Source organism: Sphingopyxis sp. LARHCG72 (assembly GCF_052871675.1).
On record NZ_JBIXJU010000003.1, the window covers coordinates 204,448 to 229,714 of the forward strand.

Annotated in this window: 29 protein-coding genes, 1 tRNA gene and 1 pseudogene; 10 read left to right on the plus strand and 21 right to left on the minus strand. The window is 65.7% G+C overall.

What is annotated here, in order from left to right; translation table 11 throughout:
• Positions 1-56: 56 nt before the first annotated feature.
• The 5 genes from metE to ACIPPQ_RS08705 all read left to right on the plus strand — a co-directional run bounded on the left by metE (position 57) and on the right by ACIPPQ_RS08705 (position 4,039).
• Positions 57-2,369, plus strand: coding sequence for a 5-methyltetrahydropteroyltriglutamate--homocysteine S-methyltransferase (metE, locus tag ACIPPQ_RS08685; protein ID WP_446543721.1), 2,313 nt, complete (start codon positions 57-59; stop codon positions 2,367-2,369).
• On the plus strand, positions 2,356-2,763 hold the full coding sequence (locus tag ACIPPQ_RS08690; protein WP_446543722.1) for an acyl-CoA thioesterase: 408 nt from the start codon (positions 2,356-2,358) through the stop codon (positions 2,761-2,763). Before metE ends, ACIPPQ_RS08690 begins: the two co-directional genes overlap by 14 nt.
• Positions 2,764-2,912: 149 nt before the next feature.
• Positions 2,913-3,239 carry an antitoxin Xre/MbcA/ParS toxin-binding domain-containing protein gene (locus ACIPPQ_RS08695; RefSeq protein ID WP_446543723.1) on the plus strand — a complete coding sequence of 109 codons (327 nt, stop codon included), beginning with the start codon at positions 2,913-2,915 and terminating at the stop codon, positions 3,237-3,239.
• 8 nt (positions 3,240-3,247) lie between these two features.
• On the plus strand, positions 3,248-3,469 hold the full coding sequence (locus ACIPPQ_RS08700) for a hypothetical protein (RefSeq protein WP_446543724.1): 222 nt from the start codon (positions 3,248-3,250) through the stop codon (positions 3,467-3,469).
• A 75-nt stretch (positions 3,470-3,544) separates the two neighbouring features.
• Positions 3,545-4,039 (plus strand): hemerythrin domain-containing protein, encoded by a 495-nt coding sequence (locus ACIPPQ_RS08705; protein WP_446543725.1) that lies wholly within the window; start codon positions 3,545-3,547, stop codon positions 4,037-4,039.
• Positions 4,040-4,158: 119 nt separating this feature from the next.
• Here ACIPPQ_RS08705 and ACIPPQ_RS08710 read toward each other — a convergent pair whose 3' ends face one another.
• The 5 genes and pseudogenes from ACIPPQ_RS08710 to ACIPPQ_RS08730 form a co-directional block, all read right to left on the minus strand.
• The gene (locus tag ACIPPQ_RS08710) at positions 4,159-5,259 is read right to left on the minus strand and encodes a choice-of-anchor A family protein (RefSeq protein WP_446543726.1); all 1,101 of its coding nucleotides are present in this window, start codon (positions 5,257-5,259) and stop codon (positions 4,159-4,161) included.
• Positions 5,260-5,433: 174 nt separating this feature from the next.
• Positions 5,434-6,105, minus strand: a complete 672-nt coding sequence (locus ACIPPQ_RS08715; RefSeq protein WP_446543727.1) for a DUF6445 family protein — start codon at positions 6,103-6,105, stop codon at positions 5,434-5,436.
• Positions 6,102-7,364 carry an RNA polymerase sigma factor gene (locus ACIPPQ_RS08720; RefSeq protein ID WP_446543728.1) on the minus strand — a complete coding sequence of 421 codons (1,263 nt, stop codon included), beginning with the start codon at positions 7,362-7,364 and terminating at the stop codon, positions 6,102-6,104. Before ACIPPQ_RS08720 ends, ACIPPQ_RS08715 begins: the two co-directional genes overlap by 4 nt.
• A gap of 112 nt (positions 7,365-7,476) precedes the next feature.
• Positions 7,477-7,836: pseudogene (locus tag ACIPPQ_RS08725) on the minus strand (YciI family protein); the annotation flags it as partial.
• 90 nt (positions 7,837-7,926) lie between these two features.
• Positions 7,927-8,940 carry a GlxA family transcriptional regulator gene (locus tag ACIPPQ_RS08730; RefSeq protein WP_446543729.1) on the minus strand — a complete coding sequence of 338 codons (1,014 nt, stop codon included), beginning with the start codon at positions 8,938-8,940 and terminating at the stop codon, positions 7,927-7,929.
• Positions 8,941-9,078: 138 nt separating this feature from the next.
• On the opposite strand from ACIPPQ_RS08730, the gene ACIPPQ_RS08735 reads away from it, so the two are divergent.
• Positions 9,079-9,906 (plus strand): alpha/beta fold hydrolase, encoded by an 828-nt coding sequence (locus ACIPPQ_RS08735; protein WP_446543730.1) that lies wholly within the window; start codon positions 9,079-9,081, stop codon positions 9,904-9,906.
• 54 nt (positions 9,907-9,960) lie between these two features.
• Positions 9,961-10,455: a hypothetical protein gene (locus tag ACIPPQ_RS08740; protein ID WP_446543731.1), complete on the plus strand. Its 495-nt coding sequence runs from the start codon at positions 9,961-9,963 to the stop codon at positions 10,453-10,455.
• 75 nt (positions 10,456-10,530) lie between these two features.
• Here ACIPPQ_RS08740 and ACIPPQ_RS08745 read toward each other — a convergent pair whose 3' ends face one another.
• Positions 10,531-11,307 (minus strand): CPBP family intramembrane glutamic endopeptidase, encoded by a 777-nt coding sequence (locus tag ACIPPQ_RS08745; RefSeq protein ID WP_446543732.1) that lies wholly within the window; start codon positions 11,305-11,307, stop codon positions 10,531-10,533.
• A 217-nt stretch (positions 11,308-11,524) separates the two neighbouring features.
• Between ACIPPQ_RS08745 and ACIPPQ_RS08750 the strand changes: the two genes are divergently transcribed.
• Positions 11,525-11,914, plus strand: a complete 390-nt coding sequence (locus ACIPPQ_RS08750; protein ID WP_446543733.1) for a hypothetical protein — start codon at positions 11,525-11,527, stop codon at positions 11,912-11,914.
• A gap of 62 nt (positions 11,915-11,976) precedes the next feature.
• Here the strand turns inward: ACIPPQ_RS08750 and ACIPPQ_RS08755 are convergent, their stop codons facing one another.
• Together ACIPPQ_RS08755 and ACIPPQ_RS08760 are read right to left on the minus strand one after the other, a co-directional pair.
• Positions 11,977-12,285 (minus strand): hypothetical protein, encoded by a 309-nt coding sequence (locus ACIPPQ_RS08755; RefSeq protein WP_446543734.1) that lies wholly within the window; start codon positions 12,283-12,285, stop codon positions 11,977-11,979.
• A gap of 145 nt (positions 12,286-12,430) precedes the next feature.
• Positions 12,431-13,189 carry a helix-turn-helix domain-containing protein gene (locus ACIPPQ_RS08760; protein ID WP_446543735.1) on the minus strand — a complete coding sequence of 253 codons (759 nt, stop codon included), beginning with the start codon at positions 13,187-13,189 and terminating at the stop codon, positions 12,431-12,433.
• Positions 13,190-13,235: 46 nt separating this feature from the next.
• Here ACIPPQ_RS08760 and ACIPPQ_RS08765 point away from each other — a divergent pair, with 46 nt between their 5' ends.
• The gene (locus ACIPPQ_RS08765; RefSeq protein ID WP_446543736.1) at positions 13,236-13,655 is read left to right on the plus strand and encodes a VOC family protein; all 420 of its coding nucleotides are present in this window, start codon (positions 13,236-13,238) and stop codon (positions 13,653-13,655) included.
• A 331-nt stretch (positions 13,656-13,986) separates the two neighbouring features.
• The gene (locus ACIPPQ_RS08770) at positions 13,987-14,958 is read left to right on the plus strand and encodes an NAD(P)H-dependent flavin oxidoreductase (RefSeq protein ID WP_446543737.1); all 972 of its coding nucleotides are present in this window, start codon (positions 13,987-13,989) and stop codon (positions 14,956-14,958) included.
• Here ACIPPQ_RS08770 and ACIPPQ_RS08775 read toward each other — a convergent pair.
• The 13 genes from ACIPPQ_RS08775 to ACIPPQ_RS08835 all read right to left on the minus strand — a co-directional run bounded on the left by ACIPPQ_RS08775 (position 14,948) and on the right by ACIPPQ_RS08835 (position 25,204).
• Complete coding sequence (locus tag ACIPPQ_RS08775; RefSeq protein WP_446543738.1) at positions 14,948-15,439, minus strand: AHH domain-containing protein; 492 nt, start codon at positions 15,437-15,439, stop codon at positions 14,948-14,950. The two genes, ACIPPQ_RS08770 and ACIPPQ_RS08775, sit on opposite strands and share 11 nt — an antisense overlap.
• Positions 15,436-16,257: a hypothetical protein gene (locus ACIPPQ_RS08780; protein WP_446543739.1), complete on the minus strand. Its 822-nt coding sequence runs from the start codon at positions 16,255-16,257 to the stop codon at positions 15,436-15,438. Before ACIPPQ_RS08780 ends, ACIPPQ_RS08775 begins: the two co-directional genes overlap by 4 nt.
• 105 nt (positions 16,258-16,362) lie before the next feature.
• Positions 16,363-18,324 carry a potassium transporter Kup gene (locus tag ACIPPQ_RS08785; protein ID WP_446543740.1) on the minus strand — a complete coding sequence of 654 codons (1,962 nt, stop codon included), beginning with the start codon at positions 18,322-18,324 and terminating at the stop codon, positions 16,363-16,365.
• A 44-nt stretch (positions 18,325-18,368) separates the two neighbouring features.
• A complete protein-coding gene (locus tag ACIPPQ_RS08790) occupies positions 18,369-19,022 on the minus strand; it encodes a tetratricopeptide repeat protein (protein ID WP_446543741.1) in 654 nt (217 codons plus the stop codon).
• Positions 19,019-19,435 (minus strand): cytochrome c-type biogenesis protein, encoded by a 417-nt coding sequence (locus ACIPPQ_RS08795; RefSeq protein ID WP_327457754.1) that lies wholly within the window; start codon positions 19,433-19,435, stop codon positions 19,019-19,021. Before ACIPPQ_RS08795 ends, ACIPPQ_RS08790 begins: the two co-directional genes overlap by 4 nt.
• Before the next feature lie 143 nt (positions 19,436-19,578).
• The gene (locus ACIPPQ_RS08800; protein WP_446543742.1) at positions 19,579-20,109 is read right to left on the minus strand and encodes a DsbE family thiol:disulfide interchange protein; all 531 of its coding nucleotides are present in this window, start codon (positions 20,107-20,109) and stop codon (positions 19,579-19,581) included.
• Complete coding sequence (locus tag ACIPPQ_RS08805) at positions 20,106-22,073, minus strand: heme lyase CcmF/NrfE family subunit (RefSeq protein WP_446543743.1); 1,968 nt, start codon at positions 22,071-22,073, stop codon at positions 20,106-20,108. Before ACIPPQ_RS08805 ends, ACIPPQ_RS08800 begins: the two co-directional genes overlap by 4 nt.
• A complete protein-coding gene (gene ccmE, locus ACIPPQ_RS08810) occupies positions 22,070-22,507 on the minus strand; it encodes a cytochrome c maturation protein CcmE (protein WP_446543744.1) in 438 nt (145 codons plus the stop codon). Before ccmE ends, ACIPPQ_RS08805 begins: the two co-directional genes overlap by 4 nt.
• Positions 22,504-22,659 (minus strand): hypothetical protein, encoded by a 156-nt coding sequence (locus tag ACIPPQ_RS08815; protein ID WP_327457133.1) that lies wholly within the window; start codon positions 22,657-22,659, stop codon positions 22,504-22,506. The genes ccmE and ACIPPQ_RS08815 overlap by 4 nt, the downstream gene beginning before the upstream one ends.
• Positions 22,660-22,662: 3 nt before the next feature.
• Positions 22,663-23,394, minus strand: a complete 732-nt coding sequence (ccmC, locus tag ACIPPQ_RS08820) for a heme ABC transporter permease CcmC (protein WP_446543745.1) — start codon at positions 23,392-23,394, stop codon at positions 22,663-22,665.
• Between the two features lie 185 nt (positions 23,395-23,579).
• Positions 23,580-23,933: a YbaN family protein gene (locus ACIPPQ_RS08825; RefSeq protein ID WP_446543746.1), complete on the minus strand. Its 354-nt coding sequence runs from the start codon at positions 23,931-23,933 to the stop codon at positions 23,580-23,582.
• Between the two features lie 47 nt (positions 23,934-23,980).
• On the minus strand, positions 23,981-25,030 hold the full coding sequence (locus ACIPPQ_RS08830; protein ID WP_446543747.1) for a Glu/Leu/Phe/Val family dehydrogenase: 1,050 nt from the start codon (positions 25,028-25,030) through the stop codon (positions 23,981-23,983).
• A gap of 97 nt (positions 25,031-25,127) precedes the next feature.
• Positions 25,128-25,204: transfer RNA gene (locus ACIPPQ_RS08835), tRNA-His, on the minus strand.
• Positions 25,205-25,267: the final 63 nt, after the last annotated feature.

The window sequence follows — 25,267 nt, forward strand, 5'->3', positions numbered from 1 at the left end:
AGTCCCGTGCGTACGCGTCTGTCCGGCGCCTTGCCCCTTGCAAGGTGCTTGAAGAAATGACTGTCAGTGTCGCCACCCTCGGCTTCCCCCGCATCGGCCTTCGCCGCGAGCTCAAATTCGCGCTCGAAAGCTATTGGGCGGGCAAGTCCAGCATCGCCGAATTGCAAACCACCGCAGCGGGCCTCCGCGTCGCCAACTGGGCATCCCAGAAAGCGCTCGGCGCCGACATCCTGCCATCGAACGACTTCTCGCTCTACGACCATGTGCTCGACACCAGCACGCTGATCGGCGCGGTCCCGCCGCGCTACGACTGGAGCGGCGAGAGCGTCGACCCCGACCTCTATTTCGCCATGGCGCGCGGCGCCCAGGGGCCATCGGCTTGCGGCCACAGCCACGACACCACCGCGCAGGAAATGACCAAATGGTTCGACACCAATTATCATTTCATGGTCCCCGAACTCACCGCAGGCCAGACGTTCCAGATCGCCTCGACGAAAATCTTTGACGAATTTGAGGAAGCGAAAGCGCTCGGCTACACGACCCGCCCCGTCCTCCTCGGCCCCGTCAGCTACCTCATGCTCGCAAAGGGCAAGGCGGTCGAACCGCTCGCGCTCCTGCCGCAGCTTCTCGACACCTACGCCGAAATCCTCGCCCGCTTGGCCAAGGCCGGCGCCGAATGGGTCCAGATTGACGAGCCCTGCCTCGTCCTCGACCTCACGACCGAACAGCGCACCGCCTTCGAGCGCGCCTACGCCCGCCTCGCCACCCGCGGGCCGAAGCTGATGCTCACCACCTACTTCGGCGGCCTCGGTGACAATCTCGATCTCGTCGCCGACCTCCCCGTCCACGGCCTCCATCTCGATCTCGTCCGCGCGCCGGGCCAGCTCGACCCCGTGCTGGCAAAGCTCCAGCCGCACGTCCTGCTCTCGCTCGGCGTGATCGACGGGCGCAACATCTGGCGCGCCAACCTCCCCGACCTCTACTGGCGCCTCAAGGAGCTGGCGGGCAAGCGCGACCTCATCCTCGCGCCGTCCTGCTCGCTCCTCCACGTCCCCGTCGACCTCGCGCTCGAAACCGGCCTCGACCCCGAAATCGCCCAATGGCTCGCCTTCGCGGCGCAGAAGATCGAGGAACTCGCGGCACTCGCCAAGGCGCTGAACGAAGGCGAGGACGCCAGCTTCGCCGCCTTCTCGGCCTCGCGCATCGCCGCGGTCGCACGCCAGACCTCGCCGAAGATCCACAATCCAGAGGTCGCATCCCGCCTTGCAGCCCTCGACGAAAGCGCGACCAACCGCGCCTCGCCCTTCGCCGCGCGCCGCGACGCGCAGCAAAAGCGTCTCGCCCTCCCCGCCTATCCCACGACGACGATCGGCAGCTTCCCGCAGACCCCCGAAGTCCGCAAGGCGCGCGCCGCCCACATCAAGGGCGAGATCGACGACGCCGCCTACGACCAGTATCTCCGTGTCGAAACGCGCGCCGCGGTCAAATGGCAGGAAGAAATCGGCCTCGACGTCCTCGTCCACGGCGAGTTCGAGCGCAACGACATGGTGCAATATTTCGGCGAGCAGCTCGCGGGCTTCGCCTTCACCCGCGCCGGCTGGGTGCAAAGCTACGGCTCGCGCTGCGTCCGCCCGCCGATCCTTTACGGCGACGTGTCGCGCCCCGCGCCGATGACCGTCGGCTGGTGGCGCTTTGCGCAGGACCAGACCGGGCGCCCGATGAAAGGGATGCTCACCGGCCCCGTCACCATCCTCAACTGGTCCTTCGTCCGCGACGACCAGCCGCGCGAAACGAGCTGCCGCCAGATCGCGCTCGCGATCCGTGACGAGGTGCAGGACTTGGAAGCCGCCGGCGCTGCGATCATCCAGATCGACGAAGCCGCGCTGCGCGAAGGCCTCCCCCTTCGCCGCAGCGAATGGCAGCATTACCTCGACTGGGCGGTCGAAAGCTTCCGCATCACCGCGAGCGGCGTCCGCGACGACACCCAGATCCACACGCATATGTGCTATTCGGAGTTCAACGACATCATCCGTGCAATCGGCGCGATGGACGCCGACGTCATCTCGATCGAGACCGCGCGGTCGCAGATGGAGTTGCTCGACGCCTTCGCGACCTACGCCTATCCGAACGAGGTCGGCCCCGGCGTCTATGACATCCACAGCCCGCGCATCCCCGCGGAGCGCGAGATGACCGACCTGCTGACACTGGCGGGCAAGCATCTGCCGCCGCAGCAAATCTGGGTGAACCCCGACTGCGGGCTCAAGACGCGCAAATGGGACGAGGTGCGCCCGGCACTGACCGCGATGGTCGCCGCCGCGCAGGCGATGCGTACGAAAGCGCGGATCAAGGAGGCTTATGATGCAAACTGAAGCCATCATGCCCGATGGCCAGCCCGCCGTCCGTGTCACCGCCATGCCCGCCAACGCCAATGTCTATGGCGATATTTTCGGTGGCTGGCTGATGGCGCAGATGGACCTTGCGGCCTCATCGGTGGCCTCGCGCCACGCGCGCGGCCGCGCGGTGACGATCTCGGTGGAAGGCATGACCTTCCACCGTCCGGTCTTCGTCGGCGACGAGGTATCGGTGTTCGGGCGACTGGTAAAAGTCGGCCGCACCTCGATGCACGTCGAGGTCGAAGCCTGGGCACGCGACCGCCACGCCGACGAGGATAACAAGGTCACGCAGGCGGTCTTCATCTTCGTCGCGGTGGGGCCGGACAGGCGGCCGCTAGCCGTCCGTCCGCTCGCCGAAGCGATCGCCTGAGCCAAAGCGCCGCCGCGGAGTCATTCGCTGGCGGCGCCTTACAATGTCCCGCCGCGCCCCCATATAGACCTTATCGCGGCACAGGTTCTTCGTAGGCCGCCGCGGCTGAGAGACGTGTGCGCTCCCGCTTACAAGGAGGAGCCGCGCCCATGATTCCCGAAACCAGCCCCGCCACCCCGACCCTCGACAATCAGCCAAAGGCCGACGAAACCGCGCCGCCTGCCAAATTCCGGTCGAACGGCTTCTTCCGCCAGAAACGCACTCCCATTTCGCGCGACGACGCCCAGCGACAGGGCGACATCAGCCAGCTCGCCTTCCTGACAATGGGTGGCCGTGATCCTGCCATCGCTTTTCTCAACACCGAAAATCCCGAACTCGGCGGCCGCCCGCTCGCCTTGGCGACGGCCAGCGCAGAGGGCTATGAACAGGTCGCCGATGCGATCCGTGCGTGGGCACGCGATCCGGGCTTCGAATGAGCCGCGCGATGAATCTGGCGCTCCCCGAAGGCGAGGTGAAGCAGATCTGCCTGTCACAAGGCGTCAGCATCAGTGCGATCGAGCCGCTGCCATCGGGCGGCACCCGCCTCGTCTGCACCACCGCCACCGGCGCCGAGGAAATGCGCCTGCGCCTGCGCGGTCACATCATCGACGGCGCCGTCATCCGTCACCGCTTTTACCGCCCGCCGGGCGCACAGGGCGGATATTAACCGCCGGCTCGTGCGCAACCTTCGCGGCCGCGCTCCGTTTCTCCTTCACGCCGGGGGCAATGAACGGAGACTGCAATGAACCGCGAAGACACCGACGCCACCCACATTCTGACCAAGGACCACCGCGCGGTCGAGGCTCTGTTCGCCAGCTTCGAAAAGGCCAGCGGCAGCAAGGAAAAGGGCCGCATCGCCGATCAAATCTGCACCGAGCTCAAAATCCATGCCCAGATCGAGGAAGAGGTCTTCTACCCGGCACTCAAGGGCAAGATCGACGACGACCTATTGAAGGAAGCCTATGTCGAACATGACGGCGCAAAGCTTCTGATCAACGAGATCGTTGCCTCCAGCCCCGACGAAGAGTTTTTCGATTCCAAGGTCACCGTGCTCAAGGAGGAAATCGAGCATCATGTGAAAGAGGAAGAGAAGCAACACGACAATATGTTCCAGCAAGCGCGCGCCGCCGATGTCGACCTCGACGCACTTGGCGAACAGATGCTCGCGCGCAAGGAAGAGCTGACGGCGCAGGCCAAATCGACCGGCCTGCCGCCCGCACAAACGACGACGATGTAACTATCTCGTCGGGGCGATGGCGCGATGTCTCACGCGTCATCGCCCGACATCTTGCGTCCGGCCGGGGAAGAGCCATCGATGTTTCCGGGTGCGCCCGGCCCGGCAACCGCGGGCGTTGGTTATTCGCCGCCCCGCTTCGCCCGGCGGCGGCGCCACAGGATCAACCCCGCAACCCCCAGACCGAACAGCCCGAACATCCCCGGCTCGGGCACCGGCACGGCGCCGCCGCTCGACCCGCCGCCCGACGATCCGCCCGTCGAGCTGTCACCGCCGGTCGACGTGCCGCCCGTCGGCGGGGTCACATAACCGCCCTTGAAGGTGCCGATGTGCATCTCGCCATTCTGCTTGAGATTGCCGAACACCGCCGATCCCTGGATGTAATTGCGCGTTTCGGCATCGGCGAGCGGCGCGAGCACCGAACCGCCCCACGCCGTGGTCAGCTTCAGATCCTCGGCTTCGGGGAAGTTCCAGATCACCCGTTCGCCGAGGTTGTTCGTGCCGCCGAGGAAATTGTCGTTGAGGTTCACCGTCCGCCCGCTGACGTTGACGATCGCGGTGTCGGCGCCGTTCAGGTTGAACTGGATCTCGCCGATCTTGTCGAGGTCGGCGGCGGTGATGTTGAACACCGCGAGCCCCTGCGCATTGGGCTGGGCGTTGAAGGTGCCGCGATTGCCCTGCACGCTCAGCTGGCTGTTCGCGGTCAGCGTGCCCATGTCGAAAGACAGGCTGCCCATGCTGCTCTTGAGCTCCGCCTTCTGTTGCTGAAGCCGAAGCCCAAATCCGGGATCGCTCCGATCGAGATTGGACAGAACTATATTCTGGTTGACGTTGGTATTGTTGATCATCCCGCCGACCTTCACCGTCTGGTTCGGGCCGTTGAGGTTGAAACCGCTCCTCACATTGCCGCCGACGACCGCCCCCGACCCGTTGTTGAGGTTCTTGTGGCCGCCATTGACATTGCCGACGACGGTCAGCCCCGGCTGCCCGTTCGGCGACGTGGTGGCGCGGATGCCATAGTTCGACGAATTGCCGGTCAGGTTGCCGCCGACAAAGGTCCGCCCCTCAACCTCGGAGGACGAGTCGAGATTGCCGAGCACGACGAGATTCCATTCGCGCAGCGCGTCGATTCCGGTGATCGCCTTGTTCTGCGCCAGCACCGGCAGCGTCAGCGAAGCCGCAGCGAGCACGGCGGGGAACAGGATGCGGGTCGGGAAAGCCACGGCGTTGTTGTCCATATTTCAAAGGGAAGGGTCGCAAATTACGGGGGCGCCCATAGGGCGTTCGTCGCCCGCCTTACACCGAAGTGCGACGGACCGTTGTCCCGTTCTGGAACAGCCACCAAAAAGCGCGCGAAGCCGTGCCAAAATCGCGACGGGGCATTTCTGGTCGGCACGTCAGCCGATCGACAGGAAGCCGGTCACCGTCAGCCGCCCTGCACCGGGATCCGGCAACAGGGGATTGGCGGGCGAGATCGCGCCGCTGTGGAGGTTCCAGCTCCGGTAGAGCAGCGCCCGATTATAACGCGCCGGCTCGGTGCGGATACATTCGAACAGGCGCGTGTCGCCCCGGACATATCCTGGGGGCGGCACCCCGCCGTGCCGCATCTCGATGTCGAGGTGCCGGAAGAACAGGTCGCGCCGCGCCTCGTCGACGGTCTCGAACCCGGTCGCGCGGTGGCGAAAGAATGCCGTGCCGTCGCCTCCCGCCGGCGACAAATAATGGACCAGTGCGATGCGGTCCTCGGTAAAGGCGTCGATGTGCGGCAGGCGCTGCGCAACGCTCAAGGCCTCGGCGGGCGTCGAGACGATCGAAAAGCTCGCATCGACAATGGTGACCGGACCCGCACGCCCAAAGGCTTCGGCCGCCGCCGCAGCGATGACGGGAAGCTGTGCGTGCAAATAGGCCTCGGGCAACGCCGCGCGGACGCCGGGAAAATGATTGAGCGCCACGGTGAAGTCCGCCCCCATGGCAAAGCTTCGCAAACCATCGGGGTCGGGCGCGAAATCGTCGAGGATAGCGAGCGGCTGCGCCTCCGCGCCGATCGTCTCGAAACGGACGGCCGTCATTCGCTGCACGCTGCGGCGCGCGCCAGCAGGAAGTCGCGCTCGCGCTCGTTACCCGTCAACGCCGCCGCCGTCTCGAACGCCGCCCGTGCCTCCTCCCGCCGCCCGGCGCGAAACAGGAAATCGCCGCGCGCGGCGGGCAGCGGCGCATAGTTGCGGAGCATCGCCGCATCGGCCATTTCGTCGACCAGCCGCAGCCCGGCTTCGGGACCGAACGCCATGCTATGTGCGACAGCGCGGTTCAACTCGACCACCGGCGACGGCATCACCTGTCCCAGCCGATCGTAAAGCGCCGCAATGCGCTGCCAATCGGTCGCCTCGGCCGAGCGCGCCCGGGCGTGGCACGCCGCCAGCGCGGCCTGCAACGCATAGGGCCCGTCGCTGCCGCCAAGCGCTTCGACGCGGTCCAGCGCGTCGAGCCCGCGCCGGATCAGCAACTGGTCCCAGCGCGCGCGATTCTGTTCGGTCAGCGGCACGAAGCGTCCATCAGGCCCCGCACGCGCCGCCAGCCGCGACGCCTGGATCTCGACCAGCGCAAGCAATCCCAGCACCTCGGGCTGTTCGGGCATCAGTCCTGCTAGGATACGCGCCAGCCGCTGCGCCTCGCCGCAGAGCGGCGGGCGGACGAGCGACGGCCCCGCGGTCGCGGCATAGCCTTCGTTGAAGATCAGGTAGACGACCTCGAGTACGGACCCTAGCCGCGCGGTCAATTCGCCGCCGCGCGGCACCTCGAATTGAACCCCCGCCTTGGCAATCGCCTTCTTGGCCCGCGTGATCCGCGCCGCGATCGTGGCGTCGTTCGACAGGAAGGCGCGCGCAATCTCTTCGACCGTCAGTCCCCCGACCAGCCGCAGCGTCAGCGCGGCGCGGCCCTCGGGCGATATCACGGGATGGCAGGCGGCAAAGATCAGGCCGAGCAGTTCGTCGCCCAGCGGATCGTCGAGCGCCGCTTCGACGGCTTCCGCGCTCATATCGCGCTCCTCGTCGAGTTCGCGGGCGATTTCGGCATGTTTCCGCTCCCGCATCGCATGGTGCCGGACGCCGTCGATCACCCTCCGCTTCGCCGCGGCCATCAGCCAGGCTCCCGGATTGTCCGGCACCCCGCTTTTCGGCCATTCGGTCAGCGCAATCAGCAGCACTTCCTGCGCCAGTTCCTCGGCCCGGTCGACGTCGCGGGTGAGCCGCGCAAGCCCCGCGATGAGCCGCGCTCGTTCGATCCGGAAAACCGCCTCGATCGCCCGATGGATTGCATCCGCCGCCATGCGCAAGGGGTAGTGGCGCATGGCGCGGCGGGCAAGGGGATCAGCGGTTCGCGAGCTTGTCGCCGACGCCGTCGTGGATCGCGGCGGCTTCGGCCGGGATGAGATCGGCGAAGTCCTCCATCTCATAAAGCGGGCGGATTTCGATCTCGCTCGGGCCGAACATCGGGTTGGGGCAGCGCCTCACCCATTCCACCGCCTCGTCCATGTCCTTGACTTCCCAAAGCCAATAGCCCGCGACCAGCTCGCGCGTCTCGGCAAAAGGACCGTCGATCACGGTGCGGCTGGGGCCGTCGAACGCGACACGCTTGCCGAATGACGAAGGCTTGAGACCATCGCCGGCAACCAGCACGCCGGCGTTGACCAGCTCCTCGTTGAACTTGCCCATGTCCACGAACATCTGATCGAGTTCGGGCGACGGCGTCATGCCCTGTTCGCTGTCCTCGGTCGCTTTCACGAAAACCATCACACGCATCGTCCATCTCCTTTTTCATCGGGCCAACAGCGGCTCGTATCCAGACGACGAACGAGCCAACGCCAAATCGACACGGGGTACGAAAAAAATTCAGGCGACCTCGGCGAGCGACTGCGGGGTCGAGAAACGCTGCCGATATTCGTTCGGCGACAGGCCGATCAGGCGGTGGAACAATTTGCGGAACGCCGCCGCGTCCTCATACCCCACCGCCCACGCGATCTGGTCGACCGTGCGCTTCGTGAACTCCAGCAATTCGCGTGCCTTGCCGACGCGCAGATGCTGGACATATTCGACCGGGGTCATCCCCGTCGCCGCCTTGAATCGGCGCTGGAAGGTGCGCTCTTCCATCCCCGCCTCCCCCGCCATCTCGGCGACGGCGACCGGACCCGCACCGCGCGCCTGCAACCAATGCTGGACGCGCAGGATCGCCTCGTCGCCATGGTTCAACTTCGGCGCGAAGCTCGCATAATTTTTCTGCTCGCGACCCGACGGGTCGATCAGCAGGAAGCGCGCGGTCTCCATCATCACCGTCGGCCCCAGCAATCGCTCGACAATGCGCAGGCCAAGGTCGGTCCACGCCATCAGCCCGCCCGCCGTGACGATATCGCCGTCGTCGATCACCATCCGGTCGGCCTCCATCCGTACATCGGGAAAGCGGTTTTTGAACTCTTCGGCGAAAAACCAGTGCGTCGTCGCCGGCCGCCCCGCGAGCAACCCCGTTGCCGCGAGCGCAAAGGCGCCGCCGCAATTCGACGCCAGCACCGCGCCGTGCGCATGGCGGTCGAGCAGCCAGCGGGCATAGGGCTCGACCTCGCCGGGTTCGAGCAGCTTGTGCAGGCTGCCCGGCGCGATCAGCACCGCGGGCGAATTGCCCGCGGGCTCGCCCGGATGGCTGTCGAACCAGCGCGCAAAACCCCCGCCCTCCTGCAAGCGCCAGTGGCTGGCGCGGATCGGGCGGCGGCCATGGTCGATCGCGAAGCGCCCGGCGACATCGAACAGGTCGGTGATGCCGTGCACCATGCCCATCTGGCAGTCGGGATAGGTCATCATCCCGACCTCGGTCAGCGGCACGGTCGCCGCGTCGGGCACGTTCAGCTTGGGCATATCGGCTCCCCAATCGCACGCTTGTCGGAATCGACCCGCATAATGTCGTATCCGCCAATCCCATGCAAGCGCGGTCCGGCCTATCTCCCAATCACCGGGACGGACACCCCGCCCTTCCCAATCGAAAGGAACACCATCATGACCACCATCACCACCAAGGACGGTACGAACATCTTCTTCAAGGACTGGGGTCCGAAGGACGGACAGCCGATCATCTTCTCGCACGGCTGGCCGCTCAGCGCCGACGCGTGGGACGCCCAGATGGTCTTCTTCGCCAATCAGGGCTTCCGCACCATCGCCCACGACCGTCGCAGCCATGGCCGCTCGGATCAGGTCTGGGACAATAACAATATGGACCAGTACGCCGACGACCTCGCCGAACTGATCGAACAGCTGGGCCTCAAGGACGTCATCCTCGTCGGCCATTCGACCGGCGGCGGCGAAGTCACCCGCTATATCGGCCGCCACGGCACGAGCCGTGTCGCCAAGGTCGCGCTGATCGGCGCGGTCCCCCCGCTGATGCTCAAGACCGAAGCCAATCCGGACGGCCTGCCGATCGACGTCTTCGACGGCATCCGCAAGGGCACGTTCGACAACCGGCCGCAGTTCTTCAAGGACCTGACGCTGCCCTTCTACGGCTATAACCGCGACGGTGCGGTGGTCTCGGAAGCGATCCGCGACGATTTCGTACGGCAGGGCATGAACGGCGGTCTCAAGGGCCTGCTCGACAGCATCCGCGCCTTTTCGGAAAGCGACTTCAACGAAGATTTGAAGAAGTTCGACAAGCCGACGCTCGTCCTCCATGGCGACGACGACCAGATCGTGCCGATCGGCGCCGCGGCCCTCTCGACCGTCAAGATCGTCAAGCACGCCGTGCTCAAGGTCTATGAAGGCGCCGACCACGGCCTGACGGTTACGCATCAGGACCGGTTCAACGCCGACCTTCTCGATTTCATCAACAGCTGATAAGGAAGAGGCGCGGGCCCCCGACCGCGCCTCCTCGCTTCAAGGAGACGTGTCATGATCCTCGGTTTGACCATCCCGCAATTCACCGCGCTGCATGTCCTGATCAGTTTCGTCGGCATCGGCGCGGGTCTTATCGCCCTTCCCGCCTTCGCCCGCGGCCGCATCCTGCCCCGCACCAACGCGGTCTTCCTGTGGTTCACCTTGCTGACCAGCCTCACCGGCTTCCTCTTCCCGATCGTCGCCTTCACCCCGGCGCTCGGCACGGGCATCCTCTCGACGCTGATCCTCATCTTCGCATTCGTCGCTTATTATGGCCGCAAGCTCGCCGGCCGCGCCGCCACCGTCTACGCCGTGAGCGCGACCGCGGCGCTCTACCTCAACCTCTTCGTGCTGGTCGTGCAGTCCTTCCTCAAGGTCCCCGCGCTCAACGCGCTGGCCCCGAACGGCACCGAACCCCCGTTCGCCGCAGCACAGGGCGCGCTCCTCCTCGCCGCGATCCTCTTCGGTTATTTCGCGGTCAAGGCGAGCTGCCGTCCCATCGCGGCCTGATCTTCCGGCCGGACAAATTCCAAGGGCGGCCCCACGGCCGCCCTTGTCACGTCAGGCTTCGTGTCATGCTTCGTGTCAGGCCCACAGCGCGTTGAGCGCAATCACGATCCCGACCTCGGTGAAATTGCCGAGCCCATGCGCAACGATCGGCGCGAGCAGGCTCCGCGACCGCTCCATCAGCCAGACATAGGCGAGCCCCCACGCAAAGGCATAAACCTGCTGCGCCAGCGCCTGGTAAAAGGGATCGACGGTGAACGACTTCCAGTGCGCCAACCCGAACATCAGCGCGACCAGATAGGCGGCGACCGGCAGGTCGAGCGATCCGATCCGCAGCCGTCCGGGCACCAGCACGACGAGCATTCCGACGAGCAATCCGCGAAAGATCGTCTCCTCCGCCAGCCCCGTCGTGATCATCCCGAGCAGGTAGCCCGCCGAATCGAGCGGCGCTTTCGAATAGCTCATGTCGGGCGGCGTCTGCGCCGCGAGCGCGGGCCAGTAATCGGCGACCAGCATCACCAGCCCCATGCCGATACCGATCAGCGCCGCGACACCCGCATAACTCGCGCCTGGCGGCCAGCGCAGATGCGGATCGGCCGCGGGGAGCAACCGGCGCATGACGAGGATCGCGGCGAGCCCGAGCAACGCCTGAAAGGCGATCGCGAGGAGCAGGAAGACCGACACATAGCCATCCCACAGCGGCGCCCCCGCGCGATAGATTTCACGCGCCGGGATACGGCCGAGTTCGAGGATGACCTGCATCAGCACCGCCGCCAGAACGATCGGCCACAAGCGGAAGCGAAAATCGGAAAGCGCCGCAAGCGGGCGCGGCGAAGCGGAGGAGAGACTTGTCATACGCCGGGTCTAGGCGCGAAGCGCCCCGCACTTCTTGAACGAATGTGATGTGTGTCGGGGAGGTATTGACTCGGACGCCCGGATGGCGCGGGATGCCATCGACGCTGTCAAAATGGGAGACGCGCGTAATGACGATACTCGCCCCATATCGCACGCTGATGAGCCGGGACGCGGAGCAGGCCGCGGGCGCCGGAGACCTTGCAGGCACCCGGCCGTCATGATCGCGGCGCTGATGATGCTGAGCACCGCGTCGGCCGGCCCACCCGACGCGAGCGTCATCGAGTATCTTTTGCTCAGGAAGGAATATTGTACCGTCACTGTCGACGGGTGCAGCGATCACGAAGGGCGGCAGATACGCTTCAACACCCGTTATGCCGTCAGCAATGTCGTTTGCGAGGAAGTGGACAAGTCGGAGCAGCCGCCCCGGTCATGGCGTTGCGGTTTCGACGTCAGACAGACGCGCTGGATGGAAGGGGAGCAGGTCGGCGAGGCGCAGATCGACCGGCGGACCGGGATTTTCGACCTTACGCGCTTCACCGTCCAGGACGGAAAAAGGGAAATCCCCAGCATTCTGTGGACGCAGCGTACGAAGGAACAATCGCCCTGACATGGCCCTTGCTGTCGTATCACGCTCCCCGGGCGTGTCTGGAAACGACCGATTGCGGACGTTTAGCTATTTCGCTCGATAATGGAAAACTGCGGCGTAGCCCTCGTCAAGACGTCCAGACAGGCCCAACCAGTCACGAACTGATAATGCGCCACTGGTCCACTTGCTTCTTTCCATGTTTCAGATTGCAGGCGGGCAAATCGGCTCCCGGTTATTTCATAAGCGAAATGGTTCGCCACCCGACCCTCGTCCGACGCATCGTCCTGCTCAGTGCTCAATGCCATTTCGTCGAGCATCCTGACGATGCAGGGAAGATCAAAGGAAACACGTAGGAGTTGCTCTGGTCGATCGGGCAATATGAAATCAGCCATGATCCCATTTGTCTCCCATTGAAAGCCAACGAGGTCGCTTGCGACGGCGCTAAGCTGTATTCCCGGATCAATCGGTCGGCAGATAGGCATCACGCACCTTTGCATTCAATCGCAGCGTCTGCAATCCACCCCGAAGCCGACCTCCCTACCCCACCCCGACCCGCCATCGCCGCGGCGACATCCCGGTCAATCGGGTCACCGCGCGCGTCATATGCGCCTGGTCGGCATAACCCGCCTCGACCGCAACCCCGGCAAGGCTGTCGCCGCACGCGACGATCCTCCGCCACGCCCGCTTCGCCCGGCAATCGGCACGATAGGCGGCGGGCGACACGCCATAGAGCTTCTCGAAGCTGCGCGAGACATGTTCGCGCGATTGCCCGTGCGCCGCGGCCCATTCGCCGATCCGCAGCGACGCCGATGTTCGCAGCGCCGCCGACAACCGGTCGGGCAGGTCGCCGTCTTCGGGCACGGTCGCGGGAGCAAGGCCTTCGAGCAGCGCGGCAACAGCCTCGGCTGGATCACGCCCGGCCAGCCGGACGATCTGGTCGGGATCGGCGATATCCGCGCGTGCCGGCCAATCGCGCCCGTCGAACGGCAGCGGCAGGTCGAGCACGACCGTCCGTTTCGCCGAAACCCGGTCACGATGCGCCGAAAAAGGTCCGTGAAGCAGCACTTCGCCCTCTTGCGCCGCGATCCGCCCGGCGTCGCCGGCTTCCTCATAAGCTCCGGCCAATACCAATGTTGCATAGGGTTCGCGGTGATGATGCCGCGCGATCTCGGCGGCGGCGGGCAACAGGCTGGGCTGGAGCAACTGCATGATCGCACCCTGTCGCGCCGCACGGCCGACCGCAACCGCCACCGGATCAACCCCCGTTACCGGTCGATGGACAGCAGGGGCGCTCACCAACTAGAACGCTCCGGCCGCGCATAAAAATCGAGGAGCGATCGCCATGACGACACCCCCCTTTGCCCTTCGCGCAATCGACCATGTCGTACTTCGGGTCGTCGATCTCGACCGCATGGCGGGCTTTTATCGCGAAGTTCTCGGCTGCACCGACGAGCGCGCGCAATCGGAAATCGGGCTCTTCCAGCTGCGCGCCGGCAGTTCGCTGATCGACCTCGTCACCATCGACGGCAAGCTCGGCGCGATGGGCGGCGCGGCTCCGGGAACGGAGGGCCGCAACGTCGACCATTTTGCCATCGCCGTCGCTCCGTTCGACGAGACGGCCATTCGTGCGCATCTCGATCACCATGGCGTCGCGGTCGAACAGGCCGGTCCGCGCTACGGCGCCGAGGGCGAAGGACCGTCGATCTACATCAGCGACCCCGAAGGCAATATCGTCGAACTCAAGGGTCCCGCCTTCGACTAGGGTCAGGACCCATTGATTACGCGACCGAGGCGTCGAAATGGCGAAGATATGGGGTTCGGGTGGCCGCCGCGGGTAGCATCGCTACTCGCAAGGCCGCGCGGACCCAAGATCGAAGCCATTTCGGCGTCCCTTCGGGATTTGATCGATTTTGCCCATGGCTTCGTCGGCAAGTCTTGAAATATTGACATATTCCTGCGCCTTGCCTCCTCGCCCTGAGCAAAATCGCTTCAAACCTCGATCGCGCAAATTCATGGGTCCTGACCCTGGCATCTTGCGCTGCCTTCCGTTTACGTTAAGGTCAGTTGCAAACCGCAACCGGAGAGACTGATTCATGGCCCTTCCCCCGATTTTCGACCGCCTGCGCCTGCCCGTCATCGGTTCGCCGCTGTTTATCGTGTCGGGCCCCGAACTCGTCATTGCGCAGTGCAAGGCCGGCGTCGTCGGCAGCTTCCCCGCGCTCAACGCGCGCCCGCAATCTTTGCTCGACGAATGGCTGCACCAGATCACCGAGGAACTCGCCGCCTGGGACCGCGACAATCCCGATCGCCTCTCTGCACCCTATGCGGTCAACCAGATCGTCCATAAATCGAACGACCGGCTCGAACAGGACATCGCGACCTGCGCCAAGTGGAAGGTGCCGATCACGATCACTTCGCTCGGAGCACGCGAGGAGCTTAATCAGGCGGTGCATGGCTGGGGCGGCATTACGCTCCACGACGTTATCGACGACCGCTTCGCGCGCAAGGCGGTCGAAAAGGGCGCCGACGGCCTGATCCCCGTCGCTGCGGGCGCGGGCGGCCACGCCGGCCGGCAATCGCCCTTCGCGCTCGTGCAGGAAATCCGCGAATGGTTCGACGGCCCCGTCGCGCTGTCGGGCGCGATCGGTCACGGCGGTTCGATCCTCGCCGCGCAGGCGTGCGGCGCCGACCTCGCCTATATCGGCAGCGCCTTCATCGCGACCGCCGAAGCCAATGCCGATCAGGGCTATAAGGACGGCATCGTCGAAGGACGCGCCGCCGACATCGTCTATTCGAACCTCTTCACCGGGGTCCACGGCAACTATCTTCGCCAGTCGATTGTCTCGGCGGGCATGGACCCCGACAACCTGCCCGAAGGCGACCTCAAGACGATGAATTTCGGCTCGGGCGGCAACACCAAGGCCAAGGCGTGGAAGGACATCTGGGGCTCGGGCCAGGGCATCGGCCCCGTCTCCGCGGTGCGCCCGGTTGCCGAATTCGTCGCCGAACTCGAAGCGCAATATCTTGCGGCGCGCCGCGAGCTCGAAGCGAAAGTCAGGCTCTGACATCGCCTCCGAACAGCTTGTCGATCGCCTCATCGAGATAGGGGCGATCGACGAACAGCCGCATGGGATCGCGGCGATTGAGCCAGAAGCCTGCGCCATGGCGGTCGGTGAGCGCGCGCCGTGCCGTGTCCTGCAACAGGCGCAAACGCATCACCGCGGTGCGTCGCGCCCTCCGCATGTCGGCGGGCGCGTGAAGCGCGAAATGCGCCCGGATCCGCTCGACCCGCGCCGCGATGACATCGCTATAGCCATGGTGCGGCCCGCGGTGCAGCGCATGGCCCGACCGCAGCGCCGCCGGCTCGCACGCGGGGAGCATCAACCCGTTGCGGCCGAAATGCTGGAGCGCGAACCCCTCGCTATGGAGCTGCTCGAACATCGTCGCCATTTGCGGGCGCCGCGACAGGGCGATGGGGATGAGGTGATGGCGCTGGAACCCGGTTTGCGGCGGCGGTGCGCCGTGCCATCCCCTCGGCGGTATCAAGCGTCGCGGCCGAACTCGACAACCACGGTCGATCGCAGGTTACCGCTCGCGGCGCGCGGCGAAAGGTCGATCCACTCACCCGCCTCCAATCCCCGCATCGTTCGATCGTCGCGGACCGGGCCGTTGAGCATCATGTCGAGCGCGAGCCGCGAAAGCCGCCGGACCATTTCGGCGACCGTCCAGCCGCCGGGTATCCGCGCTTCCAGTTCCTGCCCCGAAAAGAGCACCAGCCCCCGCGTTCCCATGCTCGCACCCGTATCGGTTTCCTGACGCCGGAACGCGACGAGATGCAGCACCGGCGGCATACCGCTCGCCAGCATTTCGGCGACCGACGCGCGAAACTGGGGCGCGTCGGACCAGAGCCGCGCGGGCGACCAGAAAATATGGCTGGCGTCGAACAGGTCGATCAGCAGCACCATCATCTTGAAGAATTCGCGCATCCGCGTCGGCGTACCGGGCGCCTCGCCGGGTTCGGGGATGAAAATCCAGCACGCGCCGCGATCGCGCCATGTCGGCGACAGGCTGGCCGCAAGCAGACTCGTCGACGGATGCTCGGGGTCCGCCATGTCGAGTGCCGCTTCGGCCGCGGGACCGGCCAGCACCGATACCGCGCCGAAGGTCAGGCGAAAACAGGGGGCGGCGATCCGCGCTGCGCCGTCGGGATTGTCCGCGCGGACCGGTTCGGGCCGCAGCCCCATGTGACGCAGCGAGGTTTCGAGCGCGCCGTCAGGCGCGCCCTGCATCGCCGCTCCGACAATCAGCGCAAAGGGTTCCGGCGGAACCGGGAGGATCATCGTATCGCGGTTGCCGTCGTCCATCGCGTTGCACGGCCTTTTCGGGTTCGCGCTTGCATCGCAAGACTGGCCGCAATGTTCAAACGCTTAGTGGGCACATGTCGGGAAGTTAACCTTGCGCGCCCCGCGTCAGATCGCGACCTGGCTTCCCAGTTCGACGACGCGGTTCGTGGGCAGGCGGAAATATTCCATCGCGCTTTCCGAATTGCGCAGCATCCATGCGAACAGCTTTTCGCGCCAGATCGGCATCCCCGGCTTGCTCGCCGCGATCAGCGTCTGGCGCGACAGGAAAAAGCTGGTTTCGAGCATCTTGAACTCGCCGCCGCAGCTCGTGACGCGGGTCAACGCCTCGGGCACGTCGATCGGCTGCATGAACCCGTAATTGAGCACCAGCCGGTGGAATCCCTGCCCCAGATCCTCGAGCAGGCAGAATTTCTCCGCCTGCACGAACGGCACGTCCGCAATCTTGATCGTCAGCAGGATGATCCGCGCGTGGAGCACCTTGTTATGCTTCAGATTATGGAGCAGCGCGTGGGGCACGCCATCGCTGCTCGACGTCATGAACACCGCGGTGCCGGGCACGCGCGTCGCGCTGTTCGCCGCCGATTTGACGAACACCGGGATCGGCATTGCGCCCTCGGCCATTTCCTGCTGCATCAGCTTGCGCCCGCGCGACCAGGTGGTCAGCAGGGTGAAGATGGTCAGGCCGATCGCCAGCGGCACCCAGCCGCCGTCGGGCACCTTGATCAGGTTTGCGCCGAAATAGGCGATATCGACGATGAAGAAGACCGCGAGGATCGGCAGCGCCTTCCACGCCGGCCACTTCCAAAGCGTGAAGAGCACGACGCTGAGCAGGCAGGTGTCGATGAACATCGCCCCCGTCACCGCGATACCATAGGCCGCGGCCAGGTTGCTCGACGATCCGAAGAAGAGCACGAGGATGATCACCATCACCATCAGCCCCCAATTGACCATCGGGATATAGATCTGCCCCGCCGCCGAAGCGCTGGTGTGCTCGACGCGCAGGCGCGGCATGAAACCGAGCTGGATCGCCTGCTGGGTCAGCGAGAAGGCGCCCGAGATCACCGCCTGGCTCGCGATGATCGTCGCGAGGATCGCGAGGATGACCACCGGAACCTGCCAGGCTTCGGGCATCATCTGGAAGAAAGGATCGGCGATCAGGTCGGCGCGCGGACCCATTTCGGCCTCGAGCACCATCGCGCCCTGCCCCATATAGTTGAGCATCAGCGCGGGCAGCACGAAGGTCAGCCAGCTGAGCCCGATCGGCCCGCGCCCGAAATGCCCCATGTCAGCATAGAGCGCCTCGGCCCCCGTCACCGCGAGCACGACCGCGCCGAGCGCGATGAAGGCAGTGAAACCGTCGACATAGAAAAAGCGAAGCGCATTCACCGGGTTCAGCGTCTCGATGATGATCCCCGGATGATCGACGATGTGGATCAGGCCGAGGATCGCGAGCATCGTGAAATAGGCGAGCATGATCGGCCCGAACAGCATCCCGACCTTCGCCGTCCCGCGCGACTGGATCGCGAACAGCGCGATCAGGATCGCGAGCGCGATCGGTACGATGTACGGCTCGAACCCCTTGTTGACGTAGCTGAGGCCCTCGGTCGCCGACAGCACCGACATCGCCGGGGTGATCATGCTGTCGCCATAGAAAAGCGCGGTCGCGAAGACGCCGAGCAGGATGATCGGCCAGGTCCAGCGCTTCTCGCCCGACGAGCGGCTGATCAACGCGAGCAGCGCGAGGCTGCCGCCCTCGCCCTTGTTGTCGGCCTTCATGATCGTCAGCACATATTTGAAGGTGACGACGAGCATCATCGACCAGAACACAAGACTGAGCACACCATAGATGTGCAGTCGGTCGGCCTCGATCGGATGGTGCCCGGCAAAGGTTTCGCGAAAGGCGTAGAGCGGGCTGGTGCCGATGTCTCCGAACACGACGCCGACCGCGCCGACAGCAAGCTTCAGCCTGCTGTCGCCATGATGTCCATGGCCCGGATGGACCGTTTCGGCGGCGGCCGGGGCAGCGCTTTCGGCGCCACCTGCCCCCTGGTGCGACTCAGCAGTCATCGCGCGCCTTTAGACGAGCCCGCGCCGTTGGAATAGCTTTCAAATCAGGACCCATCCGCTGCGCCGGCAGGTGGCGCTTGCGGGCCGAGAGCCTGCCGCAATTGCGCCAGCCGCATTTCGAGGTCGGGCCGCCAGGGCGCGTCGGCTGGACTGCGCGCGAGCAACTGGCTCCACACCGTCTCGGCTCCCTTCAGGTCGCCGCCCTGCGCCAGCGCCAGCCCGGCGAAGAAGGGCGGCGCGGGATGCGACGGATCGCGCCGTGCCGCCTCGTCGAACGCCAGCGCCGCCGCCGGCGACATGGCGCCGCCGCCGTGCGCAGCGAGCGCGTTGCCCAATCCGACCCACAGGTCGACATTGTCGGGATATTTCTCCAGCCCCTTTTCGAGCGTCTTCGCCGCGAGTTCGGTCTTGCCGGTGCGCGCAAAGCCGTCGGACATGCCGAGCCACTGCGCCGCGGGGCCGAAACGTTCGGCCATCCCCTGCCGCTGGTCGGTGATCGCATCGCCGAAGCCTTCGGGCTCCTCGGGCGCGGCTACGGGCTTGCCCGGCAGCGACGGGCTGCCCTGCAACGCATAGCCGGCGAGGCCCAGCATGATCGCCGCGCCCGCCAGCGGCCGTGCCGCGGCGGGCAGCTTGCCGAACCAGAAGATGCCGCCGATGACGAGCAGCGCGACAAGCAGGACCCACAACCAGATCATGCCGCGTCCTCCGCGTCGCCCTCGCCGCGGCGGAACCGGCCGAACGCCAGCCATCCACCAAGCGCGAGGAAAAACAGCGGCCCGAGCCACAGGAACGCCGTCGCCGTATCGAACGGCGGGTCGTAACTCACCCAATTGCCATAACGCGCGACGAGCCAGGTCTTGATTTCGGCCGGGCTTTCCCCCGCCGCGATCTTGCTGCGCACCTCATGCCGCATGTCGCCCGCGAGCGGCGCGTCCGAATCGGCGATCGACTGGCCCTGACAGACAAGGCAGCGCAATTCCTCCATCAGCGCCTTCGCGCGCGCTTCCTGCGCCGGGTCCTTGAGCTGCTGATAGGCGTAGGGCGCGGGCGGCAGCCGGTCTTGGGCGGTTCCGGGCGTTGCGGTGAAACCAGCGACAACACACAACATCACAAAAAAGGCCGCCGTGCCCCTGCGAAGGCAGGGGTCCATCACCCGACGGCAGAGCATAGAACCGCCGGTTGCTTGATGGCGCGACGACCGGAGATGGGCCCCTGCCTTCGCAGGGGCACGGTCGCTTTGGGTCGCGCCCTTCATTTTATCGCCTCGAGCTTGGCGACGATCTCGGGCACCTGATCGGCAAGGATCACGCCCTGGATCTGTTCGCGGATGATACCCTTGCCGTCGATCAGGAAGGTTTCGGGCACGCCCGACGATCCCAGTGCGATCTGGACGCTGCTCTGCATATCGGCCCCAACGCGGTCGAAGGGATTGCCATATTCGCGGAGGAACATCGCGACATCCTCGGGCCGGTCGCGGATCGCGATGCCGTCGATCGGCACGCCCGCGGCCTTCAACGCCTCGAGCTGCGGCGCCTCGGCGCGGCACGGGATGCACCAGCTCGCGAACACATTGACGAGGCGCGGGCGTCCGTCGGCCAGCTGGCTGCTCTTCAGCCCCTCGACCCCCGCCGTCGCGGGCGGCAGGTCGAACAGCGGCATCGGCTTGTTGATCCATTGCGACTGGATCAACGTCTCTGCCGGCGTCACCAGCCGGTAAACGAAGGCGCCGAACAGCAATCCCATGATCGCGAGCGGCACAAACAGGACCCAGCGATTCTTCACGCGAAACGTTCCTCAGCCTTACGCGCGCGGCGGGCGCGCCAGATGGTCAGCAATTGCGCACGTCCGAGCAGCGACAGCGCCGCGCCGAGCGCGATCAGCCCACCGCCGAGCCATATCCACCAGACCAGCGGTTTCCACCACAGGCGTATCTGGTAGCGGTCGGCGCGCCCGTCGTCACCCGTCACGGGCTGCCCCAGCACCGCGTAAAGCTGCCCGCCCGGCCGCGTCAGCAACGCAGCCTCGTTCGTTTCGGTCGGCGCGGTGCCCATCAGCCCGGGGAAAGTGCGCGCTTCGGGGCGCATGGTAAAGCTGCCGCCCGACGAGGTCGTCGCGACCAGCGTGCCCTCGATCGCGGTATAATTCGGTCCGGCGATCGGCTTCACGCCAACGAACTTCACCGAAAAATCGCCGACCTTCACCACATCGCCCGGCGCCGCAGCGACGAGCCGTTCCTTGATGAACGCGCTTTCGGCGCCCATGCCGGCAAGGCACACCGCCACGCCGAAATGCGCGACCACCATGCCCCACGTCGGCAGCGGCGTGCGGCGAAGGTTGCGGCCCCACAATGGCGCAAGGCTCGCGACCGCGACGATGCCCGCGACGGTCATGCCGAGCAGCGGCAATATGCCGACCTTGCCGCCGAACAGGATAAGCGCGAACAGCACGGCCGCACCGGCAAAGATCGCCAGCGGAAGCCGCGACCAGAGCCGCTTGCCATCGTCCTTGCGCCAGCTCAGCAACGGCCCCGCCACCATCACGAGGCAGAGCGCGAGCGCGAGCGGTCCCGCGACGCGGTTATAATAGGGCGGCCCGACCGAAATCTTCTCGCCCATCGCCTCGGCGACGATCGGATAGAGCGTGCCGAGCAGCACGAGCGCAAGGATCGTCGTCAGCAGCAGATTGTTGATCACCAACGAGCCTTCGCGGCTCAGCAGCGCGAACTTCTTGCCCTCGGCGACGCTCCCGGCGCGCAGCGCGAACAAGGTCAGCGCGCCGCCGATATAGATCGCCATCAACGCGAGCAGGAAGGTGCCGCGCTCGGGATCGACGGCAAAGCTGTGGACGCTGGTCAGCAAGCCAGAGCGGACGATAAAGGTGCCGACCATCGACATCGAAAAGCCGATCACCGCGAGCATCACCGTCCACGCGCGGAGGGCATTGCGGGTGGCGGTCACCGCGACCGAGTGCAGCAGCGCCGCGCCTGCGAGCCAGGGGATCAGCGAAACATTCTCGACCGGGTCCCAGAACCACCAGCCACCCCAGCCGAGCTCATAATAGGCCCAATAGCTGCCGGCGGTGATGCCGAGCGTGAGGAAAATCCAGCTCCCGAGCACCCACGGCCGCATCGCGCGGGCGAAGGCCGGTCCGATCTCGCGCGTGATCAGCGCGCCGACGGCAAAGCTGAACGCGACCGACAGGCCGACATAGCCGACGTAAAGCGTCGGCGGATGGAAGGCGAGCCCGATGTCCTGGAGCAGCGGGTTGAGCCCCTGCCCGTCGGGCGGCGCCACCGGAAGCCGCTTGAACGGGTTCGAGGAGAAGAGGAGGAACGCGAAGAAACCGAGGCTTAGAGCAGCCTGTGCCGCGAGCGTGGCGACGAGCGTGTCCTCGCGCAGCCTTCGCTCGAAAATTGCGATCAGCCCGCCCGACAGCGACAGGATCATCAGCCACAACAGCATCGATCCTTCGTGATTGCCCCATGTGCCGGCGACCTTGAAGATCATCGGCTTCAGGCTGTTGCTGTTGCGCGCGACGAGTTCGACCGACATGTCGGACCGCACGAACAGCGCGATCAGCAAGCCGAACGCCGCCGTTGTCAGTACCCCCTGCGCGACGCTTGCCGGCCGCACGAGCGCCGCCAGATCCTTCGAACCGCCGCGCAGGAACAAGGTTCCGGCAACAAGCGAGAGGCACGCGAGCGCAGCCGCCATCCACAGCAGCGCGAGACCGAGTTCGGCGATCATGTCGTTGCCGGCGCCTTCATATTCTTCGGCATATCGCCCATCTGCGGCGGCATATAGCGCTCGTCATGCTTGGCGAGGATGCGGTCGGCGACGAAGGTCCCGTCGGCGCGCATCCGGCCATCGGCGACCATGCCCGATTCCTCGCCGAACAGGTCGGGGACGATGCCCGTATATTCGACCGGCACCGACGCCTTGCCGTCGGTTGCGACGAAACGGATCGTCAGCCCGTCGCTCTGGCGCACGATGCTGCCCTTCGCGACCATGCCGCCCAGCCGCATCGCCTCGCCGACTTCGGCCTTGCCGCCCTCGATCTCGACCGGGGTACGGAAATAGGCGGCTTCGTCGCGCAGCGCGCTCGCCGCGAGCACGCCTGCGCCCGCAACGCCGCTCAATGCGACCAGCGCCAGAATCAACCGTTGGTGCTTGGCTTTCACTTACGATCCTTTCGCAGCGCGTCGCTGCGTTTCTCGGCTTTTTTCATGGCGCTCCAGCTCGTCCACAGGACAAGCCCGGTCAGCACGATCGTCAGACCATAAGCCGCGGCGACAAACGCCCATTGGCCGCCCCCGCTGATCACCCCCGTCACCCCTTAATCCTCCTCGTCGGCCAGTCGCCGCAATCGCGCCGCGACACGGTTGTCGGCGATGATCCGCCGCATCCGCATCAGCACGATAGCCCCGAATAACAGCGAAAAACCCAGCACCGTCAAGAGCAGCGGCCAGAGCAGCGCCCCGTCGATGCTCGATCCGCGCAGCGTAATGCTGGGCCCTTGGTGCAGGCTGTTCCACCAAACGACGCTGCGATTGATGATCGGGATGTTGATCGCGCCGACCAGCGCATAGATCGCAGCGCCGCGCGACAGCGAACCGCCCTGCCGCTGGCCGTCGTCGCCGCTCGTCAGCGCAATGAAGCCCGCATAAAGAAAGAGCAGGACGAGCATCGAGGTCATCCGGCCGTCCCATTCCCACCAGGTGCCCCAGGTCGGGCGCCCCCAGATCGAACCGGTCGCAAGGCAAAGCGCGGTGAACAGCATCCCCGGCACCGCGATTGCGCGCGCGGCGATGCCCGACAGCGGATGTCGCCAGACAAGCTGGATCAAACCGGCAATGGCGAGCGACGTCCAGCCGCCCATGCCGAGCCACGCCGACGGGACATGGACATAAAGGATACGAGCGGTTTCGCCCTGTTTGTAATCGCCCGGCACCATCGCCAGCCCGGCCCAGCCACCCGCGAGCACGAGCAGCAGCCCGATGCCGAGCAACCAGGGCGTCAGCGGCTTGGCTATCGCAAGAAAGCGCGTGGGATTGGCGTAGGCGTGCATCGGATCGCGTCGTCCTTAGGCGAGCCGGAGAAAGGGGTCCAGCAATTTGCCCGGCGCGACCCGGCGGCCCTTTTCTTGCCGCCCGCGTGCACGCCGTCAACCCGCCGCGCATAACGCAGTTCGCCATCGCCCCAATTGAGCAAGGTCAAAAAGAGCAACTATTGCGAATTAGGTGAGGAGCGCCCTTACCCCTCGGGCCGCGTCCATATCCAGGCGCCCGTCACCGCCGCCGCAACGACCGGCAACATCACCCACGGCCAGGGCGAAAAGATCGCCGCGAGGACGATGCTGAACGCAAAGGCCGCCGTCGCCGCGATCTTGCCCTTGCGGCTGATCGCGCCCTTCTCGCGCCACGCGACGATATGATGCCCGAAATGCGGGTGCGTCAGCAGCCAGCTTTCGAGCCGCGGCGACGAGCGCGCGAAGCAAAAGGCGGCAAGGATCACGAACGGCACGGTCGGGAGCAGCGGCAGGAAAGCGCCAATCGCGCCAAGGCCCAGCGACGCCCAGCCCGCGATCAGGTAGAAATGCCGTTTCATCGACGGCTGGCTTAGCGGAAATCGGACCGCGCGCCAGCCCTCGACGGTTAGCCCCGCCCGATCAGCTTCTGCGCCATCCGGTCGGCCACGACCGACGCCGGAGTACCGCTCGCCTGGCTCTCGGCCCAGATGTCGGCCAGCCGGCCGGGGATCTGGCGGATGCGGCTCTCGACTTCCTCGCGGCTGCTCTGCCCCAGATATTCGAGCGCGACGTTGATGATGCCGCCCGCGTTGATCACATAGTCGGGCGCATAGACGATGCCGCGGTCGTGCACGCGCTGGCCGTCGGTCGCGGTCGCGAGCTGGTTGTTCGCGCCGCCGGCAACGATCGGCACGCGCAGCTTTGCGATGCTGTCTTCGGTCAGGATTGCGCCGAGCGCGTTGGGGCTCAGCACATCGGCTTCGATCTCCATGATCGCCGCCGAATCGGCGAGCTCGGCGCCCAGCTCGTCGGCCAGCGCCTTCGCGCGCGTCAGGTTGACGTCGGCAAGCGTCAGGATCGCGCCGTCGGCCGCCAGCCGCCGCGCGACGCCGCCGCCGACGCTGCCCACGCCCTGGATCGCGACGCGGACGCCTTTTGCACTGTCGGTACCGAGGCCCTGCCTGATCGCAGCGAGGATACCCAGATAGACGCCGAGCGCGGTCTGCGGACCCGGATCGCCGCCGACTTCGTCGCCCGCGACGGGCAGCCCGCTGACATGCTTGGTCTCGTGCGAAATCGCGACGATATCGGCGACCGACATGCCGACATCCTCCGCGGTGACATAGGCGCCGCCGAGCGAATCGACCGCGCGCCCGAACGCCGCGAGCATTGCGGGGGTCTTTTCCGCCCCTTCGTCGGCCAGGATTACGCCCTTGGCGCCGCCCATCGGCAGGCCCGCCATGGCATTTTTATAGCTCATGCCGCGCGACAGGCGCAGCGCATCGGTGATCGCGGCCTTGCGCTGCGGATAATGCCAGTACCGCACGCCGCCCGCGCCGGGGCCGAGGTGCGTCGAGTGGACGGCGATGACCGCGGTCAGCCCGCTGGCGCGATCGCGGAACATGTGGACATGCTCGTGATCGTCGAAATCGGCGAAATCCCAGACAGCGGACATAGGCTCATCCTCGTATTAGAAAATTACGTCAGGACGCAATAATGCAACGAGCGCGACGAGTCACCCCAAAAGCGTCTATGCGCGATGATAGAGAAAATGGGGCGACCAACGGGGCTCGAACCCGCGACCTCCGGTACCACAAACCGGCGCTCTAACCAACTGAGCTATGGTCGCCACATAAGCGAAGAGCGGCGCGCGAAGCGCCCTCGACAGCGCGCGGCGAATAGGCGCGCATCC

Coding starts and splice junctions, on each gene's coding strand:
- ACIPPQ_RS08715 (WP_446543727.1), bottom strand. CDS start 6,105: ATGACGGCCGTCCGTTTCGAGACGATCGGCGCGGAGGCGCAGCCGCTC.
- ACIPPQ_RS08720 (WP_446543728.1), bottom strand. CDS start 7,364: ATGGCGGCGGATGCAATCCATCGGGCGATCGAGGCGGTTTTCCGGATC.
- ACIPPQ_RS08700 (WP_446543724.1), top strand. CDS start 3,248: ATGAATCTGGCGCTCCCCGAAGGCGAGGTGAAGCAGATCTGCCTGTCA.
- ACIPPQ_RS08790 (WP_446543741.1), bottom strand. CDS start 19,022: ATGATCTGGTTGTGGGTCCTGCTTGTCGCGCTGCTCGTCATCGGCGGC.
- ACIPPQ_RS08825 (WP_446543746.1), bottom strand. CDS start 23,933: ATGAAACGGCATTTCTACCTGATCGCGGGCTGGGCGTCGCTGGGCCTT.
- ACIPPQ_RS08755 (WP_446543734.1), bottom strand. CDS start 12,285: ATGGCTGATTTCATATTGCCCGATCGACCAGAGCAACTCCTACGTGTT.
- ACIPPQ_RS08745 (WP_446543732.1), bottom strand. CDS start 11,307: ATGACAAGTCTCTCCTCCGCTTCGCCGCGCCCGCTTGCGGCGCTTTCC.
- ACIPPQ_RS08765 (WP_446543736.1), top strand. CDS start 13,236: ATGACGACACCCCCCTTTGCCCTTCGCGCAATCGACCATGTCGTACTT.
- ACIPPQ_RS08705 (WP_446543725.1), top strand. CDS start 3,545: ATGAACCGCGAAGACACCGACGCCACCCACATTCTGACCAAGGACCAC.
- ACIPPQ_RS08690 (WP_446543722.1), top strand. CDS start 2,356: ATGATGCAAACTGAAGCCATCATGCCCGATGGCCAGCCCGCCGTCCGT.
- ACIPPQ_RS08785 (WP_446543740.1), bottom strand. CDS start 18,324: ATGACTGCTGAGTCGCACCAGGGGGCAGGTGGCGCCGAAAGCGCTGCC.
- ACIPPQ_RS08740 (WP_446543731.1), top strand. CDS start 9,961: ATGATCCTCGGTTTGACCATCCCGCAATTCACCGCGCTGCATGTCCTG.
- ACIPPQ_RS08735 (WP_446543730.1), top strand. CDS start 9,079: ATGACCACCATCACCACCAAGGACGGTACGAACATCTTCTTCAAGGAC.
- ACIPPQ_RS08730 (WP_446543729.1), bottom strand. CDS start 8,940: ATGCCCAAGCTGAACGTGCCCGACGCGGCGACCGTGCCGCTGACCGAG.
- ACIPPQ_RS08780 (WP_446543739.1), bottom strand. CDS start 16,257: ATGGACGACGGCAACCGCGATACGATGATCCTCCCGGTTCCGCCGGAA.
- ACIPPQ_RS08750 (WP_446543733.1), top strand. CDS start 11,525: ATGATCGCGGCGCTGATGATGCTGAGCACCGCGTCGGCCGGCCCACCC.
- ACIPPQ_RS08830 (WP_446543747.1), bottom strand. CDS start 25,030: ATGTCCGCTGTCTGGGATTTCGCCGATTTCGACGATCACGAGCATGTC.
- ACIPPQ_RS08770 (WP_446543737.1), top strand. CDS start 13,987: ATGGCCCTTCCCCCGATTTTCGACCGCCTGCGCCTGCCCGTCATCGGT.
- ACIPPQ_RS08805 (WP_446543743.1), bottom strand. CDS start 22,073: ATGATCGCCGAACTCGGTCTCGCGCTGCTGTGGATGGCGGCTGCGCTC.
- metE (WP_446543721.1), top strand. CDS start 57: ATGACTGTCAGTGTCGCCACCCTCGGCTTCCCCCGCATCGGCCTTCGC.
- ccmC (WP_446543745.1), bottom strand. CDS start 23,394: ATGCACGCCTACGCCAATCCCACGCGCTTTCTTGCGATAGCCAAGCCG.
- ACIPPQ_RS08795 (WP_327457754.1), bottom strand. CDS start 19,435: ATGTTGTGTGTTGTCGCTGGTTTCACCGCAACGCCCGGAACCGCCCAA.
- ACIPPQ_RS08695 (WP_446543723.1), top strand. CDS start 2,913: ATGATTCCCGAAACCAGCCCCGCCACCCCGACCCTCGACAATCAGCCA.